Source organism: Arthrobacter sp. sptzw32, assembly GCF_059089735.1.
Genome location: NZ_JBNHEZ010000003.1, coordinates 488,925 through 505,322, shown reverse-complemented (window position 1 = coordinate 505,322; position 16,398 = coordinate 488,925). Strand labels below are relative to the sequence as shown.

19 protein-coding genes are annotated in these 16,398 nt (G+C 64.4%); 12 read left to right on the top strand and 7 right to left on the bottom strand.

What is annotated here, in order from left to right; translation table 11 throughout:
* Positions 1–174: 174 nt before the first annotated feature.
* Entirely contained in the window at positions 175–2,502 is a 2,328-nt protein-coding gene (locus AC5RVN_RS08870) for an FdhF/YdeP family oxidoreductase (protein WP_494137691.1), read from the top strand.
* Between the two features lie 22 nt (positions 2,503–2,524).
* Here AC5RVN_RS08870 and AC5RVN_RS08865 read toward each other — a convergent pair whose 3' ends face one another.
* Positions 2,525–2,854, bottom strand: a complete 330-nt coding sequence (locus AC5RVN_RS08865; RefSeq protein ID WP_494041243.1) for a DUF6457 domain-containing protein — start codon at positions 2,852–2,854, stop codon at positions 2,525–2,527.
* Positions 2,855–3,167: 313 nt separating this feature from the next.
* On the opposite strand from AC5RVN_RS08865, the gene fdhA reads away from it, so the two are divergent.
* The 5 genes from fdhA to AC5RVN_RS08840 all read left to right on the top strand — a co-directional run bounded on the left by fdhA (position 3,168) and on the right by AC5RVN_RS08840 (position 7,521).
* Positions 3,168–4,385, top strand: coding sequence for a formaldehyde dehydrogenase, glutathione-independent (gene fdhA, locus AC5RVN_RS08860; protein WP_494104468.1), 1,218 nt, complete (start codon positions 3,168–3,170; stop codon positions 4,383–4,385).
* Between the two features lie 110 nt (positions 4,386–4,495).
* Positions 4,496–4,846, top strand: a complete 351-nt coding sequence (locus AC5RVN_RS08855; protein ID WP_494137690.1) for a GNAT family N-acetyltransferase — start codon at positions 4,496–4,498, stop codon at positions 4,844–4,846.
* Between the two features lie 110 nt (positions 4,847–4,956).
* Positions 4,957–5,865 (top strand): serine hydrolase, encoded by a 909-nt coding sequence (locus tag AC5RVN_RS08850; protein ID WP_494041240.1) that lies wholly within the window; start codon positions 4,957–4,959, stop codon positions 5,863–5,865.
* Between the two features lie 57 nt (positions 5,866–5,922).
* Positions 5,923–7,284: an MFS transporter gene (locus tag AC5RVN_RS08845; RefSeq protein ID WP_494137689.1), complete on the top strand. Its 1,362-nt coding sequence runs from the start codon at positions 5,923–5,925 to the stop codon at positions 7,282–7,284.
* Positions 7,285–7,335: 51 nt separating this feature from the next.
* Positions 7,336–7,521: a hypothetical protein gene (locus AC5RVN_RS08840; RefSeq protein WP_494104471.1), complete on the top strand. Its 186-nt coding sequence runs from the start codon at positions 7,336–7,338 to the stop codon at positions 7,519–7,521.
* A gap of 72 nt (positions 7,522–7,593) precedes the next feature.
* Here AC5RVN_RS08840 and AC5RVN_RS08835 read toward each other — a convergent pair whose 3' ends face one another.
* Positions 7,594–8,346, bottom strand: a complete 753-nt coding sequence (locus AC5RVN_RS08835) for an ArsR/SmtB family transcription factor (protein WP_494137688.1) — start codon at positions 8,344–8,346, stop codon at positions 7,594–7,596.
* Between the two features lie 44 nt (positions 8,347–8,390).
* Positions 8,391–9,626 carry a mechanosensitive ion channel family protein gene (locus AC5RVN_RS08830; protein ID WP_494137687.1) on the bottom strand — a complete coding sequence of 412 codons (1,236 nt, stop codon included), beginning with the start codon at positions 9,624–9,626 and terminating at the stop codon, positions 8,391–8,393.
* A 178-nt stretch (positions 9,627–9,804) separates the two neighbouring features.
* Between AC5RVN_RS08830 and AC5RVN_RS08825 the strand changes: the two genes are divergently transcribed.
* Together AC5RVN_RS08825 and AC5RVN_RS08820 are read left to right on the top strand one after the other, a co-directional pair.
* Positions 9,805–10,743, top strand: coding sequence for a 2-hydroxyacid dehydrogenase (locus AC5RVN_RS08825; RefSeq protein ID WP_494137686.1), 939 nt, complete (start codon positions 9,805–9,807; stop codon positions 10,741–10,743).
* 59 nt (positions 10,744–10,802) lie between these two features.
* Positions 10,803–11,126, top strand: coding sequence for a hypothetical protein (locus AC5RVN_RS08820; protein WP_494137685.1), 324 nt, complete (start codon positions 10,803–10,805; stop codon positions 11,124–11,126).
* A 50-nt stretch (positions 11,127–11,176) separates the two neighbouring features.
* Here AC5RVN_RS08820 and AC5RVN_RS08815 read toward each other — a convergent pair whose 3' ends face one another.
* From AC5RVN_RS08815 to AC5RVN_RS08805, 3 genes are all read right to left on the bottom strand, one after another.
* Entirely contained in the window at positions 11,177–12,436 is a 1,260-nt protein-coding gene (locus AC5RVN_RS08815) for an MFS transporter (RefSeq protein ID WP_494137684.1), read from the bottom strand.
* Complete coding sequence (locus AC5RVN_RS08810) at positions 12,433–12,810, bottom strand: MarR family transcriptional regulator (RefSeq protein WP_494137711.1); 378 nt, start codon at positions 12,808–12,810, stop codon at positions 12,433–12,435. Before AC5RVN_RS08810 ends, AC5RVN_RS08815 begins: the two co-directional genes overlap by 4 nt.
* Before the next feature lie 249 nt (positions 12,811–13,059).
* The gene (locus AC5RVN_RS08805; protein WP_494041232.1) at positions 13,060–13,455 is read right to left on the bottom strand and encodes a DUF1801 domain-containing protein; all 396 of its coding nucleotides are present in this window, start codon (positions 13,453–13,455) and stop codon (positions 13,060–13,062) included.
* A gap of 145 nt (positions 13,456–13,600) precedes the next feature.
* On the opposite strand from AC5RVN_RS08805, the gene AC5RVN_RS08800 reads away from it, so the two are divergent.
* The 3 genes from AC5RVN_RS08800 to AC5RVN_RS08790 all read left to right on the top strand — a co-directional run bounded on the left by AC5RVN_RS08800 (position 13,601) and on the right by AC5RVN_RS08790 (position 15,005).
* Complete coding sequence (locus AC5RVN_RS08800; RefSeq protein WP_494137683.1) at positions 13,601–13,945, top strand: iron chaperone; 345 nt, start codon at positions 13,601–13,603, stop codon at positions 13,943–13,945.
* A 207-nt stretch (positions 13,946–14,152) separates the two neighbouring features.
* A complete protein-coding gene (locus AC5RVN_RS08795) occupies positions 14,153–14,689 on the top strand; it encodes a proteasome activator (RefSeq protein WP_494137682.1) in 537 nt (178 codons plus the stop codon).
* Positions 14,690–14,825: 136 nt separating this feature from the next.
* Positions 14,826–15,005 (top strand): hypothetical protein, encoded by a 180-nt coding sequence (locus tag AC5RVN_RS08790; protein ID WP_494041229.1) that lies wholly within the window; start codon positions 14,826–14,828, stop codon positions 15,003–15,005.
* A 77-nt stretch (positions 15,006–15,082) separates the two neighbouring features.
* Here the strand turns inward: AC5RVN_RS08790 and AC5RVN_RS08785 are convergent, their stop codons facing one another.
* On the bottom strand, positions 15,083–15,697 hold the full coding sequence (locus AC5RVN_RS08785) for a TMEM175 family protein (RefSeq protein ID WP_494137681.1): 615 nt from the start codon (positions 15,695–15,697) through the stop codon (positions 15,083–15,085).
* Positions 15,698–16,006: 309 nt separating this feature from the next.
* Between AC5RVN_RS08785 and AC5RVN_RS08780 the strand changes: the two genes are divergently transcribed.
* The gene (locus AC5RVN_RS08780) at positions 16,007–16,387 is read left to right on the top strand and encodes a VOC family protein (RefSeq protein ID WP_494137680.1); all 381 of its coding nucleotides are present in this window, start codon (positions 16,007–16,009) and stop codon (positions 16,385–16,387) included.
* Positions 16,388–16,398 lie beyond the last annotated feature (11 nt).

Genomic DNA, 16,398 nt, shown 5'->3' with positions numbered 1-16,398 from the left:
CGGGCAGCGCCGTCGTCCCCGTCACCGCTATGTGGACAGACCACCACCCCTCCTTGTCGTCCGCTCCCCGTCGCCCTCCTTGACTTCCGGGCCACCCTGAACAACTGTGGAGGAAACCGGTCTGCCGGCAGAAGCTGTGGCATTTGGGGCCGGGACAGCCAAGGAGAGTGCACCGTGACGCGCAAAAACCCGAAGGTCGAAGAAGCCGACGAGTCCGAGCTTGAGGTGACCGGACACCCTAAGTCGTGGGCGGCGGGAGTGCCCGGCGTTTACCACTCCATGCAGCCGGCAATTAAGCACATGGGCCTGGAAAGGTCCGCGAAGACGCTGCTGGCGCTGAACCAGAAGGAAGGGTTCGACTGCATGAGCTGCGCCTGGCCGGACCCCGGCCACCGCAAGACGTTCGAATTCTGCGAAAACGGTGCCAAGGCAGTGACGTGGGAGGCCACCCCCGTTGTTGTCGCGCGGGAGTTCTGGGCGGAGCACCCTGTCAGCGAACTGCGGAAGCGGTCCGAGTACTGGCTGGGCATGCAGGGCCGGCTCACCGAACCCGTGTACAAAGCGGCCGGTGAGGACCACTACCGGCCCGTCAGCTGGGACCGGGCTTTCGAAATTATGGCAGACAAGCTGACGTCACTGTCCAGCCCGCATGAGGCAACTTTTTACACCAGTGGCCGCACATCCAACGAGGCCGCTTTCCTGTTCCAGCTGTTTATCCGCGGGTATGGCACCAACAACCTGCCGGACTGCTCCAACATGTGCCACGAGTCCTCCGGCTGGGGCATGGGCCAGACCATCGGCGTGGGCAAGGCCACGGTATCTTACGACGACTTCGCCAAAGCCGACCTGATCATCATCATGGGGCAGAACCCCGGAACGAACCATCCTCGGATGCTCACCGCCCTGGAAGAAGCCAAGGAAGCGGGTGCAAACATCGTGGCGGTCAATCCGCTGCCGGAAGCCGGCCTGATGCGCTACAAGAACCCGCAGAAGGTCAAGGGAATCATAGGCCGCGGCACGGATTTGGCCGACCAGTTCCTGCAGGTCCGCATCGGCGGCGATATGGCGTTGCTGCAGGCGGTGTCCAAGCGCGTGCTTGATGCCGAGGCTGCGAATCCGGGTACCGTGCTGGACCATCAGTTCCTTGAGGAACACTGCCAGGGGCTTGAGGAGCTCCGGGCGCACCTTGCTGAACTGGACGAGTCAGCCGTCCTTGAGGCTACGGGGCTGCGTGCCGAGGAGATCGACGAACTGGCTGACCGGTACCTCCGCGCGGAGAAGGTGATCATCACCTGGGCCATGGGAATTACCCAGCAGAAAAAGGGCGTCGCCACCATCAAGGAGATCATCAACCTGTTGCTGCTGCGCGGAAACATCGGCAAGCCCGGCGCCGGGGCCTCACCCATCCGCGGACACAGCAACGTCCAGGGGGACCGCACCATGGGCATCTGGGAGCAGATGCCGCCGGCGTTCCTGGACGCCCTGGGTAAGGAATTCAACTTTAAACCACCGCGGGACCATGGCGCGGATGCGGTGGAAACCATCCGGCAGATGCGCGACGGCGGCATGAAAGTGTTCATAGCCATGGGCGGCAATTTCGTGGGCGCCATGTCAGACACCCATGAGGCTGAAAGGGCGATGGAAAACACGGATCTTTCGGTCCAGATCTCCACCAAGCTCAATCATTCCCACGCCGTGACGGGGACCGAGGCCTTGATTCTGCCGACGCTGGGACGCACGGAGATCGACCGGCAGGAGTCCGGGCCCCAGTTCGTCTCAGTGGAGGACACTGTCTGTGCGGTGCACGCCTCCCACGGCACTGTTGAGCCAGTAGCGCCGGGGCTGCTTTCCGAGGTTGCGATCGTCTGCCGGCTTGCTCAGCGGGTGCTCGGCAACAAGCTCTCCGCTGACTGGGGCGGTTTCGAAAAGAACTACGACCTGATCCGGGACCATATCTCCCACGTGGTGGTTGGCTGCGAGGACTACAACCGGAAAATCCGGCAGGACGGCGGGTTCATCCTGCCCAATGGACCCCGGGACTCGCGCACCTTCCACACGCCCACCGGCAAGGCCATGCTCACCGTGAACGAACTCGAGCATGTGGAACGGCCTGCAGGCACTCTGATCCTGCAGAGCATGCGCTCGCACGACCAGTTCAACACCACCATCTACGGCCACAACGACCGGTACCGGGGCATCAAAAAGGGCCGCGAAGTGGTGTTCGTGAACCCGGCGGACCTGGCCGAACTGGGGCTCGAGGACGGGCAGCATGTGGATGTCCGCGGCGTGTATCCGGACAACGTTGAGCGGGTACTGCGGAACTATCGTCTGGTGTCCTACCCGTCAGCGCGGGGATGCGCTGCGGCCTATTATCCGGAAGCCAACGTCCTGGTGCCGCTGGAGAGTGTGGCAGAAGGCAGCCAGACGCCCGTGTCCAAGGCTGTGGTCGTGCGGCTTGAGCCCGTGCAGGTACTTGAAGAGGAGCCCACCGCAGCGGGATAGCGCACCCGGCCGGGCCCGGCGGTTATTGGGCGGTGTCCGCCCATCCCTTACTGGCCGGGCCGCCGTCCTGGCCGTCTTCACAAAGCTGGAAAGCAACGCGGGCCGCCTTCTCCACAGAGGCGCGCGAGGCTTCCCGCGTGCCCGCGCTGCCAGTGCCCGCATCCAGTCCAGCCGCATAGCCCACCAAGAAGGTGGTGACCGGCGCCGCCGGGTGGATGACAGATTCCGCGGACTTCCGGGCCAGGTCCAGAAGCAGTTCATTGTCCACGTCCATGTCCAGGATTTGCAGAGCCTGGGCAAGCCGGTTGCTCCACTGGTCCAATACTTGTGCTTCTTCGTCACTGACTGCCATGGTTTGCTCCCCGTTATGAGTTGGTTTGACTGTTTGCTGCGTTCCCGTGGCCGACACTACAAGGCTTCGCGGCTGAAGTCATCGGGTTCCCAAAACCCCTAATCGAAAAAAGGGTAGAGGCCCCTCGCTTATGACTCTGGATCAGCTTCCCTGACCGCACCTAGACTGGGCAGACCCCAGCCCAGGAGCGTTCGCACCTGATCCCCGGCAACAAGGAAGCGCCATTAGATCGGCGCCGTGCACTGCCTGCAGGGGTACATCACGACTCAATCATGGCTGCCCCACCCGGCAAGCCTGACAACAGGAGATACAGATGACAGGGAACAAAGCCGTTGCCTACAAAGCGCCTGGGAAAGTCGAACTGATCGACATTGACTATCCCACCTTCGAGCTCAAGGACGGGCCCGGCGTTAACCCCGCGAACGTGGGCCGCCCCGTTAACCACGGGGTAATCCTCAAGACCGTGGCCACCAACATCTGCGGATCGGACCAGCACATGGTGCGCGGACGCACCACAGCCCCGCCAAACCTGGTGCTGGGCCACGAGATCACCGGCGAAGTGGTGGAGGTGGGCCGCGATGTCGAGTTCATCAAGGTCGGAGACCTCTGTTCGGTCCCGTTCAACATCGCCTGCGGGCGCTGCCGGAACTGCAAGGAACGCAAGACCGGCATCTGCCTGAACGTGAACCCGGACCGGCCAGGAAGCGCCTACGGCTACGTGGACATGGGTGGTTGGGTAGGCGGACAGGCGAACTACGTGCTGGTGCCGTACGCCGACTGGAACCTGCTGAAGTTCCCGGACAAGGACCGGGCCATGGAGAAGATCCTGGACCTGGCCATGCTGTCGGACATCTTCCCCACGGGTTACCACGGCGCCGTCACCGCCGGAGTCGGCGTGGGGTCCACTGTCTATGTTGCCGGCGCCGGACCCGTGGGCCTGGCAGCGGCGACGAGCGCGCACCTGCTGGGCGCCGCCGTCGTAATTGTGGGCGACCTTAACGAGGACCGGCTGGCGCAGGCACGCAGCTTCGGCTGTGAAACTGTGGACCTGACCAAGGGGGGACCTGCGGAGCAAATTGAACAGATCCTCGGCGTACCGGAAGTGGACTGTGGCGTGGACGCCGTGGGTTTTGAAGCGCGCGGGCACGGCCACGGGAAGGAAGCGGAGGAAGCACCTGCTACGGTGTTGAACTCCCTGATGGACATCACCGCTGCCGGCGGTGCCCTCGGCATCCCGGGACTGTACGTCACGGGCGACCCGGGCGGGATTGACGAAGCCGCCAAGAAGGGTGCGCTAAGCCTGAGCCTGGGAACCGGTTGGGCCAAGTCGCTGAGCTTCACCACAGGCCAGTGCCCGGTGATGAAGTACAACCGCCAGTTGATGATGGCCATCCTGCATGACCGGGTCAGCATCGCCAAGAACGTCAACGCCAAGGCCATCACGCTGGAAGACGCACCAAAGGGCTACGCAGAGTTCGACGCCGGCGCGGCCACCAAGTACGTCCTCAACCCGAACGGGTACCTGAGCTGAGGCGGATCGGCGGACGGTGGTCATGGTGACCCCGGTGCGGAAATAACGGCTGCCTGGCCCGGGTTAGGCTTTGCACGGGCAGCAACACCACCGCATTGAAGGAGATCCCCTTGAGCCAGATCACCGTCCGCCACAACCCTGACCGTCAGCGCTTTGAAATCCTCGACACCGGGACCGTGATCGGCAAGGCAGCCTACAAGGATTACGACGGCGCCGGCTCGCCCCAGCGGATTTTCTACCACACTGTGATCAACGAGGAGTACGGCGGGCAAGGTTTGGCGGGCCAGCTCGCCACCGTTGCCCTGGACGAGACGGTAAGTGCCGGATTCGGAATTGTTCCGGTGTGCCCCTACATCAAGAAGTTCCTGACAAAGCACCCGCAATACGCGGCGAATACGGTCCGCACCGTCCCCGCCCACCTGGAATTCCTGGAGACCGCGTTGGCTGCCCGCACCCGCTAACCAAGCTCTCAGGCGGCTCCCAACCTACTGTGCTTTAATCAGCATCCTTAGCATCGGTGTGCGCTGGGCGCCCGATGCCTTTTTTCGTTGCTCGAGTTTGCAGGAGTTCTATGTCGGCCGACCCAGTGCTGCGTGCGGCAGGACGCCACTTCCGTACCCCCCGGAAGGGACTCCGGGCTTTGCCGCTGGCGCTGTTGTTCTCTTTTGCCGCCCTGTTGATCACCGCAGCCGTGGTGTTTGCGGCCGTTAGGTCCGGTTCCGGCCCGGCTGGCCCCGTCCCCGCAGCTGTCCCCGAAGCCCCTGTTGCCGTGGCTCCAGCTTCCCTGGAGGACCGCATCCAGTCCGTCCTGGATGAGAATGACGAGTACAGGGTTGGGATTGCCCTGGCGGACGTGTCCGGCGATGCCGCAAGGACTTTCGGTAACCAGGACGCCTTCACGGCCGCCAGCACCGCGAAGATCATTATTGCGGCGGCGTACTACCACCTCGTCGAGACCGGTGAGGCGGCCCTGGACGAGCCGCTGGGGGACTACGACGCTTCGTTCCAGCTCAAGTCCATGGTGAACAAGAGCAACAACGATTCGTGGCTGCTGTTGATGGATGCGGTGGGCTACCCGCAGTTAACGGAGTACGCCGCCTCCATCGGCGTCGCCTACGATCCGCAGGAAAATCTGCTGACGGCCGCCGAAATGGCATTGGTCCTAAAGCAGTTGTATGCCGGGGACCTGCTGAACCCGGACCACACTGCCCAGTTGCTCGGCTACATGCAGGACACCAACAACGAGGAACTGATTCCCGCCGGGTCGCAGGCCGGGGTGAAGGTGTTCCATAAGTACGGCGAGTTCGCCGGGGAACTCCACGACGCAGCAGTGCTGAGCTATCGGGGCTCCTCGTTTGTGCTGGTCATCTACACGGAGAACCCCGAGGGGACGGAAGAGCCGGGGCAGGCGGACGTGATCCGCGAGCTCACCGGAGTTGTGGAACAATCACTGTTCCCGCCCGTTCAGGTTGGTGAGTAAAGCCCCCTCGGTTCACCAAAGTCGTGCCGGCGCGGCGGCGTGCACCAGACTGTTTCCGTGAGCAACAATCCGCGGACTGCCCTGGCCGTCGCCGGCCTGAGCCTGGGCACGGCACTGAATCCCCTCAACTCCTCGATGATCGCCGTGGCGCTGGTAGTGCTCCGCGGAGATTTTGGGCTGGACGTCGCCGCCGTCACCTGGGTGGTCACATCCTTCTACCTCGCCTCCGCAGCCGGCCAGCCGGTGATGGGCAGGCTTGCCGACCGGTTCGGACCGCGGCGGATGTTCATGCTGGGCATGGCACTGGTGGCCGTCACCTGCGCCCTGGCACCGCTCGCGCCGGACTTTGCCCTGCTCTGCGTGGCCAGGGCGGTGATGGCGCTGGGCACCGCCACCGCTTATCCCAGCGCAGTTGTGATGGTGGGAGCCATCGCGCACCGAGCCAATGTTGACTCCGCCCGCCCGCTGGGCCGGCTCCAGATGGCCAACACGTCCGCGGCAGCAGTGGGGCCTGTGGTGGGCGGCCTGCTGGTCAGTTTCGTTGGGTGGGAGGCACTGTTCCTCATCAACGTTCCGCTTGCGCTCGCAGCGCTGCTGATCGTCCGGCAGGCTGCCCCAAAGGATGAAGCCCGGGAACGGGGCAGCCTGGCGGAGCTGGTCAGGGATTCGGACATCCCCGGGATCTTCTGCTTCGTGGCGGCCCTGCTGCTGGTGATGATGGCGGCGCTGAATGTCGCACCGGCCTACCGCTGGTGGATGCTGGCCGCCGGAACAGCGATCGCCGCGCTGTTCGCCTGGCGCGAGCTGCGCTTTAACCGGCCGTTCCTGGATTTGAGGCTGCTGGGCCGCAACCGGCCGCTGATGCTGGTGTACCTGGGTTTCGCGCTGTTCAGCAGCGTCTACTATTTCGTCTTCTTCGGTCTGCCCCAGCTGCTGCAGGAAGCGGGCGGGTACGATCCCGGCGTGGTTGGCCTGTTGATGCTGCCGCTGGCTGCGATGTCAGTGATCGCCACGCCGTGGGCGGTCAAGGCGATGGGAAGGTTCGGGGTGCGGCGGGTGCTGATAGCCGGCGTCGTCCTCCTCACCGTCGTGGCCGCCTTGATGTGGCTGCTGACCGGAACCCTGGTGATCCCGCTGGTGGTGGTCCTGACAGCACTGATGGGTGTCCCGTATGGAACGGTCAGCATCGCTACGAACCAGGGCATGTTTGTTTCCACCCGGCCGCAGGAACGGGGCGTGGCGGCGGGCATCTACCAAACCTGCCGTTACGTTGGCACGATCGCCGCCACCGTGATGATCGGCGTCTTCGCGGCGGCCGGCGTGGACCAGGAAAGCTGGGCCCGGATGGTGCTTGCCATGCTGGTCCTCTGCGTGGTGACGTTCGGGGTCTGCCTGTTGTGGCGGCAGCGCGAGGCGTAGCGACTTCCACGGCCCGTGCGGAGGTGCGTCCGCGGGGCTTATCGTGGAGCTATGGCTTCTCCAAAGGCGCAGCTGTACCTGGATATCACCGCTAAGGGCCTGTGCATTCTTGGCGCGGCGCTGATGATCTTCGGCCGCGGCGGATGGTTCTACGCGGGCGTCGGGATCGTGGTCCTGGGCGTGCTGTTCATCGGCGGCTCGCTGGTGGCCACGCGCGACCTGCGGAGGAGGGGATAGGACGGCACCAACCGGCCACCGGCCGGTTAGCGCCCCCCGCCGTCGCCCGTTTTGAGGTGTGCATCAGTGAGCTCAGGTGTACAGCAGTGACCCGGGCGTGGTGAGCTTCTCCCCGGTTTCCAGCCAGGTCTTCAGGCCGGAAAGGATCATCGGCCAGCCGCCGTAGAGCTGCTCATTGGCGCCTTCCCGGAGGTCGCTGTGGGTGACCGTCAGGCGGCAGGAATCGCCCACGGGCTCGATGTCCCAAGTGACTTTTGAGGTTCCCTCAGCTTTCACGTCCTCACCCCACAGTGCGCGCATGGTCTGGACCAGCCGGCGGGACGGGTCCACCTCAAGGTTCTCGCCTTCGCCCAGCGGCGCGTCGGCTTTGGTGTTGTTCATGGTGAAGCGCCCGCCGGGCGTCCAGTCCGCCTCGATGGTGTTCCCGAACTGGTACTTGCTGCGGATCTCGCTGTCCGTAATGGCTTGCCAGAGCCGTTCGGGCGTGGTCTTGATATAGATCTCGAAGATTTTTTCCATGGGACTTTCCAATCTGGATTTGAGGTCGCTGAGGCCAGCGGCCCATGGTTCTGCATATTTGCTCACCCAGCGGTCGTGGACGAGCCGGATGGGAACCGGGTTCAGGAAATGCAGCTTTTCACGCCCCCGACGGCGGGTCACCACCAGGCCGGCCTCTTCCAGGATCTTGAGGTGCTTGGCGATCCCGAAGCGGGTCATTTCGAAGCGGCCCTCGAGGGCACCGAGGCTTTGCCCGTCTTCCCGGAAGAGCTCGTCGAGCAGATCCCGGCGGGTGGGGTCGGAGAGTGCCTTGAACACGGCATCCATGGAAACAATGATAGGTGACCATCCGGTCACCTATCAAGGGTCTTTCAATTCCTCGACGCCATCGTCTGGTCCCGGTCCTGGAAGACGTCCTCGCCCGGGCCGGTGAAGGCGCGGGAGCGCTGCACAGCCTCGATCGAACCCGTGAAGAGCTGCGATTCGTGCGGATCTGCCGGAGCGCGCGAACCGTCCCGGGCGGAGGTTCCCAGTCCGCGCAGCGGCTGCTGACGGCGGGAGGAGGAACCGCCGTCGGACGCCGCCTCTGTCCAGCGCTGCTGGGGGAGCGCCTCCGGATGGCCCTGCTGCAGGAAAGCGACCATGGCTTCGCGGACGAGGCAACGCAGGTCGAAGAGCGCTGCACTGTCCGCTGCGCTGACCAGGATTCGCACCCGGACAAACCCGCCCGTGGCATCAGTGATCTGCAGGATGCCCACGCGCTGGTCCCACAGGTCCGTTCCGGCCAGGACCGTGCGCAGTTCCGTGCGCATGTCCTCAACCGGGGCGCGCCAGTCGAGGTCGAACTCCACGGTGCCCATCACCTCCGACTGGCGGCGGGTCCAGTTCTCGAAAGGTGTAGTGGTGAAGTAGGTGGAGGGCAGGATGAGGCGCCGGTCGTCCCAAATGTGCACCACCACGTAGGTGAGGGTGATTTCTTCGATCCGGCCCCATTCCTTTTGGACCACCACCACATCGTCCACGCGAATGGCGTCCGTGAAAGCCAGCTGCATGCCGGCGAAGACGTTCACCAGCGAGGTCTGTGCGGCGAGGCCGGCCACGATCGAGATCACGCCGGCGGAGGCCAGCAGCCCGGCCCCCAGTGCCTGGATGGCCGGGAAAGTGAGCATGACTGACCCGACGGCGAGGACCACCACCAGTGCCACGCCGATCCGCCTGGCCAGGATCATCTGGGTCCGAAGCCGGCGGGCCCGCCGGTTGTCCGCCACGTCCACGCTGTAACGGCCCAGCACCACCGCTTCGATGATCAGCAGTACCGCCACGGCCAGCCACGCCAGCGAACCAATCAGGGCTATTACCAGCAGGTGGTTGACGGCGGGAAGCCAGCCTTCACCTCCGGCCGTCAGTCCCAGCGCGGTCCGGACGCCGATGAGACAGAGGGCCAGGCGTAACGGCTGCCGGGCCACCCGGGAGGTGGCCTGCAGCTCCGGACGCTTGCGGTTGAGGCGAAGGACAAGCTTGCGGAGCAGCCAGGACAGGACCAAACCTGCGGCCACAGCAAGCGTGACGGCAATGAAGGGCAGAGCGGGATTCAGAAGGTCATGCATCCCTTAACCTCTACCAACTTACGGCGGAGGGGTCGAAGTTGACTCGGAGCCCGGCGGGGTGTGTAGGTCCAGCGTGCTGGTCGGGAGGGTCTGGAACGCAGCCCGGTACTAAACTCGCCCTTATGAATCCAGCTGAGCAGGTAGTGGTGGCCGCCGACGGTAAACAGAGGTTGGCAGCGTGACGGCCCCGCTGCGGGTCTCTGTGCCCGACCAGAAACTGCTGGAGGCGCTTGAGCCGGTTGCCGGCGTCGAGTTCCTGTTGTGGGACTTCGCCGGCCCTGCTCCCGCAGAGAGGTTTGACATCGTGGTGCCGCCCTATATGCGGGGGCCGGAGGTGCTGTCTGCGTTGGAGTCTGTGGCGATTGGCCTGATCCAGAGCCAGTCCATCGGGTACGACGGCGTCGAGGACGTTTTGCCCAGCGGTTCCGTTTTTGCCAACGCGGCGAGCGTCCATGAGACGTCGACGGCGGAGCTTGCCGTCGGGATGATGATCGCCAGCCAGCGCGGAATGTCGGACTTTGTGCGGAACCAGGCCAGCGGGACGTGGGACAACAGCCAGCGGCCCAGCCTGGCCGACCGGCGCGTGCTGCTGGTGGGCTACGGGGGAGTGGGCAAGGCCATCGAGGCGCGGCTGCTTCCTTTCGAAACCGAGGTCACCCGGATGGGCAGCCGCGAGCGCGAGGACTCCGGTGGAAAAATTTTCGGGATCGACTCCCTGTACGAGCAGCTGCCCCTGCACGAGATCGTGGTGGTCAGCGTTCCCCTGAGCGAGCAGACCCGGCAGTTGGTGGACCGGAAGTTCCTGGCTGCCATGCCCGACGGCGCCCTGCTGGTGAACGTTGCCCGCGGCCCGGTGGCGGACACGGAGGCGTTGCTGGCGGAGACCTCGTCGGGCCGTTTGCGGGCTGCTCTTGACGTCACGGACCCGGAACCGCTGCCGGCCGGACACCCGCTTTGGACTGCCCCGGGCGTGCTGATCACGCCTCACGTGGGCGGGGCCAGCTCGGCGATGTTCCCGCGGATGGTCCGGCTGATCAGGCAGCAGATCGGGCTGATGCTGGAAGGTAAGGAACCGGTGAATGTGGTGCTGGGCCAGCCTCAGCGCGCCGGCCGATAATCCGGTGAGCCGCAGAGTGCGTCATGGGCGCGCCATTGCGCCGGCGGTAAAATCAGTCCATGGCTGATACCTTGGCCTCCCTCGCGGAGACCTTCAGGAATATGAGTGTTTCCAAGGCTTACGGGGATCCTCTCAACGTGGGCGGGGAGGAGATCATCCCGGTGGCGCTTGTCTGGTTTGGTTTCGGCGGCGGCAGCGAATCCGAAGGCGGCCCGTCCGGCGGCGGCGGTGGGGGAGCAGTGCTCCCGCTCGGTGTTTACCGCACCGTCAAGGGAAGAGCTGTGTTCGAACCGAACACGATTGCCACGTTGGTGTGCCTGGTGCCGTTGGTCTCCGTGGCCGGCAGGGCAGTCCGCCGGGCCATCGCCGCAGCAGGGAAATAAAGGGCAGTTCTCTTTCCCCGCCAACGAACGCGCCCGACAGCACGCCGCTCTTAGAGGGCGGGCTGGCGCCGCCTCCGGAACACAATCCGGAGATTGTCCCGGAGGCTCATGCTGCTCCGGCGGCTGACCACGATCACGGCGAAGAGCGCAGTCACCAGAACCACCGCACCGCCGGCCGCCACGGACCAGCGCGCGCCGAACTCCGAGCCGATCCAGCCCATCAGCGGCGCCCCCACGGCTGTTCCGCCCTGCAAAACCGCCAGGTACAGGGCCAGTACACGCCCCCGGAACTGGGGTTCCACCGAGAGCTGGATGCTGGTGTTGCAGCTGTTCAAAAATGTGATGGACGCCAAGCCCACAGGGATCAGCACCGCCGCATACAACCAGAACGACGGCGACACGCTCCCCAGGAGTGTAAACAACCCGAGCCCGAGTGCCCCGCCGAGCAGGTACCGCAGCCGCGGCCCCGCCCTGCGGGCGGCGAGCAGCGCGCCGGCCAGTGTGCCCACCGCCATGATGGAGCCGAGGAGCCCGAACTCGCCGGGGCCCATCCCGAACTCGACGGTCGCCATCAGCGCGTTGATGATGGGAAAGTTCATGCCGAAGGCCCCAAGGATACCCACCAGGACCATGATCAGGACGAGATCGGGCCTTCGGCGGACGTAGCGCACGCCTTCGGCGACCTGGTGTTTCCCGCGGCTGGCTTGGGCAGCGGGGGCCAGTTCCGGAGTGCGGATCCGGAACAGCGAAATGATGACGGCGGCGAAGCTGGTGGCGTTGATCAGGAACACCGGGCCGGTGCCCACCCAGGCGATCAGCAAACCGGCGATGGCGGGGCCGGTGAGGCGCGCGGTGTTGAACGAAGCGGAGTTCAATGCCACCGCGTTGGAGATCTTGTCCTGTCCCACAAGCTCCGAAACGAACGCCTGGCGGGACGGTGCATCAATGGCACCGGCGATTCCAAGGCAGAGGGCTGCCAGGTAGGCGTGCCACAGCTGGGCGGTGCCGGTCACCACCAGGAGTCCCAACGCCAAGCCGGTGAGTCCCATGGCAACCTGCGTCCACAGCAGGATTTTCCGCTTCCGGTACCGGTCCGCCAGCACTCCGCCGTACGGGCCGAGCAGCAGCATGGGAAGGAATTGAAGGGCAGTGGTGATGCCCACTGCAGCCCCCGAGTGGTTCGTGAGGACCGTGAGCACCAGCCAGTCCTGCGCCACCCGCTGCATCCAAGTACCCACATTGGATACCAGCGCCCCGCCGGCCCAGATCCGGTAGTTGCGGTTTTCCAAAGCCCCGAACATGGCGCTCATTTGCCACTCATCTCCTGCATGAGGTGCGCCGCGCGGCTGAGGACCATCCGGTCCTCTTCGCTCAGGCCCGCCACCCGCTGGGCCAGCCACGCTGTCCGCTGGTTCCTGGCTTCGGCCAGTACTGCACGGCCCGCATCGGTGATCTCCACGCGGACCTGCCTGCCGTCGTCGGGATTTGCGGACCTGGACACGAAGCCCTGCTCTGCGAGCGCGTTGACTATCCGTGTCATGGAGGGGGCCTGCACGTGCTCCCGGTCGGCGAGTGCGCGGAGGGTCTGCGCCCCGTTGGCGTTCAACTGGGCCAGCACCGTGTACTGGCCGGGGGTGATGACATCGCCGGTTGCTTCCACGCGGAGCCTGCGGGATGTGCGCATCACGGCCGTACGAAGGTCTATCGCCAGGTTGTCGGCGCTGGCTGATTGTTCAGCTTTTGTGTCCTTGATTTTGGTGTTCACGCCCGCGATGCGCCTCCCGAAGATGTTTAGCAATGCTAATTAGTTCTGCTAATAAGCATGCTGCCTTGTTGGCGGGGCCACAAGGACCGGAACCTTGACGTGCGTCACCCCCCGGCAGGAAAGTCCCTCGGGTATTCCCTGCTCTATTCAGGGGACGAACCGGGGCGCCTACTGCTCCGCCTTAATTTTCCGCCAGCCGCCGGCGCGGTTGTTGGCTATGATCGCCCGGAACATCTCCAGCAGGGCTTCCTCGTTGATGGGTTCGCCCTCGTGGTAGGAGATTGTCCGGCCGGTCTTGTTGCCGTGGCCGGCGGTGATGATGTGATGCGGGTCGGGGGCGATTCCGCCGTCGTACAGGAAAACGTTCACATGGTCCTTGGCCGCGAGCAGCGCACAGATGTTGCCCTGCAGGACGAAGTACGGCTGAACAGTCCGTTTGATGGTTTCCTCAACGCCCGGATCTGCAGCGTGGACAAGGTCGCGCACCTTCCGGCAAATATCCTGCTGCCAGGGCGGGAGGGGGTTGATGTAGTCGTCCACCCGGGGGTCCGTTTCGTAGCTCATCCTTGAATTCCTTCCGCGGGGCGCCTTTGCACAACGAAGGCGAATTCACAGCCTATGATTCCGTGGTGAAGCCGGGAGGGGAAGGGGCCGGGAGCAGGCGGAGACGTCCGCCGCCGTCCGCGCTTGGCGGCGCTATGATGACCGCATGGGTGCTGTTGATGATTCCCTCGCAGCTACGTCCGAGCCGGACAAAAGCTGCCTTCAGCGCGTCATAGACGTTGCTCGGGGCATCGCTCCGGACACCGAGGAGGGTATGAGCTACGGGATGCCGGCCCTGAAGCTGGACGGCAAGCCCCTGATCAGTGTGGTGGCGGCAGCCAGGCACCTGTCCATCTTCCCGTTCTCGCCCGCAGTGGTGGAGGCAGTCGCGTCTCAGCTCGGTGGATACTCGCTGTCCAAGGGAACCGTCCGGTTCACGCCCGACTACCCCGTACCTGATGACGTAGTGGCGGAGATGGTCCGGCTGCGGGTGGCGGAAATCCGAAAGTAGCCACCAGGGGCGCCAAGGGTTCAGAGAAACCTGGCGCCCGCCGTCTGACACGTCGTGAACTGCCGAGGCCGCGTAGGGGCTTCGGCGCAACAATGCGGCCAAGAGACCGATAGTAAGTAGGCTTACCTTGATGCGTCCGCATTCGTGGCGTTGCTGAGCCGTACCAACCCCATCCGGAAACGGTCAGGCGGACTGAGAGGAAGCACCATGAGTACCGGACCCGAAAGCGCGCCCCATGATCACGGCGGCGACGGCCTTGCCGGCAGCTTGCTCGGAGGCCTGGCCGAAGACCCGGCGAAGGTGGTGCGTGTCGGGACCAGCCTCATCCGGCTCCTGGACGAAGTGCGCACCGGACCGCTGAATGACAACGCAAGGTTAAGGCTGGCGCACGTTCACCAGCGCTCCGTGGAGGAACTCCGGGACGGCCTGGCGCCGGGCCCGGCAGCTGAACTGCAGCGGCTGTGGCAGCCGCTGACCAGTGGATCTTCCGTGTCGCAGGAAGAACTGCGGATCGGACAGGCGCAGCTCTCCGGGTGGATTGACGGTCTTGTGCAGGACATCCAGTCGAGCCTTGAGGCGAGGCAGGCAGCAACGCAGCAGATGCTGGCACCCCTGCAGCTTCCCCTCCCTGATCCACCCGGTAGCCTGCCGGCTGTCCTGCTGGAGGGCGGCACTCCCGGGCAGAGCGCGAGCGGGGAACCAAACCCGGGAGACGACGTCGAGCTTCCCGGCCAGTACCTCTGACACAGCCGAAGCCGGCCGATATCCGGCGGAAGGCGGCAGCCGGGGCCGGTGGCAGTCGCGCCGCCCGTTCCCCCTAATGTCTGCGGCGACTGCGTGCTGGCCTGTTCGCGCGCCCGCGTGTGTGAGACCATCCGGTATGGGTGATAACAACCAACTGGACAATGACGCCGTGCCTGTAACCGGGGTAAATGACCACGCCTGGGAGCGGGAGCACCGCCATCCCACGGCTGAACAGGCCCGCTCCATCGGCTACCGGCGGCGGGACGCGGAGGCCAAACTTGAGCAGCATCTGCGGGAAGCCCGCGACAAGGCCTAAGGGAACGGACGGGCAAGGGATCCCGACGGCGGGACTCAGCGGCCAGCATACGAACTCTTCCAGAGTGTCCGCGGTTATTACCCCAGGTTTGCCTTGCGGCGGGACAGACGCCGGGAGATGAGGGCGGCGGGCACAATCAGGAACCACAAATACGGTGTGTTGCTGGTGAGGAAAAACGCGGCCGGGATGCTGAGCAGGAACACCGCCGGCGCCGTCATCCGGGCCCGGAACACCCGCCGGTGCTCGTGGTCATCCACCGTGTCATCTGTCAGGCCCTTGCGCCAGGCGTAACTCCACATACCGGCCAGGGTGAAGTAGACGCCGGAGATTGTGGCCGCGTAGAGCACGCTCGGCCACGGACTCGGATTGCCGCCGTAGTCGCTCAGCACCGACGTGGTGGCGGGCAGCATCACGATGAAGAACAGCAGCAGCATGTTCAGCCAGGCCAGCCTTGAACTGAATTCCCGGATGCGGAAGAAGTCGGTGTGGTGGGACATCCACACCCGGGCGATGATGATGAAGGACAGCACAAAGGCGAACAGCTCCGGGAGGGCGCCTACCAGTTCAACGTTCAGGCGCTCCGGCGGGATTCCCACCGGCAGTTTCAGGTCCAGGGCCAGCAGGGTCAACGCGATGGCAAAGACCGCGTCACTGAAGAACACCATGCGCTCCAGCGGGACTGACTTGTCCACCGCAATTCCTTTCCCAAGGTGCTCCGGTAATAGGTCCGGCAGGTGGGCCTGTCGAAACTCTAAGGCTGGCAGCAGCAGCGGGAAAGAGGACAAAACCCTATTTCCGTCGCTCTCGAACAGTTCCATAATGGGCACGTAAGCTTCGGGGACCCTCGCGCCGATGACGGCTGGCGGGGCGCTTCAGAGTCCCAGGTGGCCGCCCTGACACTCGGCGGACGGACGGCTACGCGGGTCCGTTTCTGTTGTTCCGGAACCGCGAACGGGGGAGAGCAACGCCGCCAACGCGAATAAATGCACAAAGGGATCATCATGCTCAAGGATTCTGCAATCATGGCTGTCCTGCCCGCGAAGGACATCAACCGGGCGAGGGATTTCTACCGCGCCAAGCTGGGACTTGAGTCCTCGGAAGCCATGGAGGAGTACAGCCTCCTGTACCGCTGCGGCAATGGAACGGGCTTCCTCATTTATCAGACAGACAACGCAGGGACAGCAAAAAACACCCAGATGGGCTGGGAGACGGACAACATCGAACGGGAGATGGAGGAACTGCGGAGCCGGGGTGTTGTGTTTGAGGATTACGACCAGCCCGGCTTGAAGACAGAGAACGGCCTTGCCACCGACGACTGGGGAAAGTCCGCCTGGTTCCTGGACAGTGAGGGCAACATCCTCAACCTGTCCCAGCGCACTTAAGCCTTTGCCCA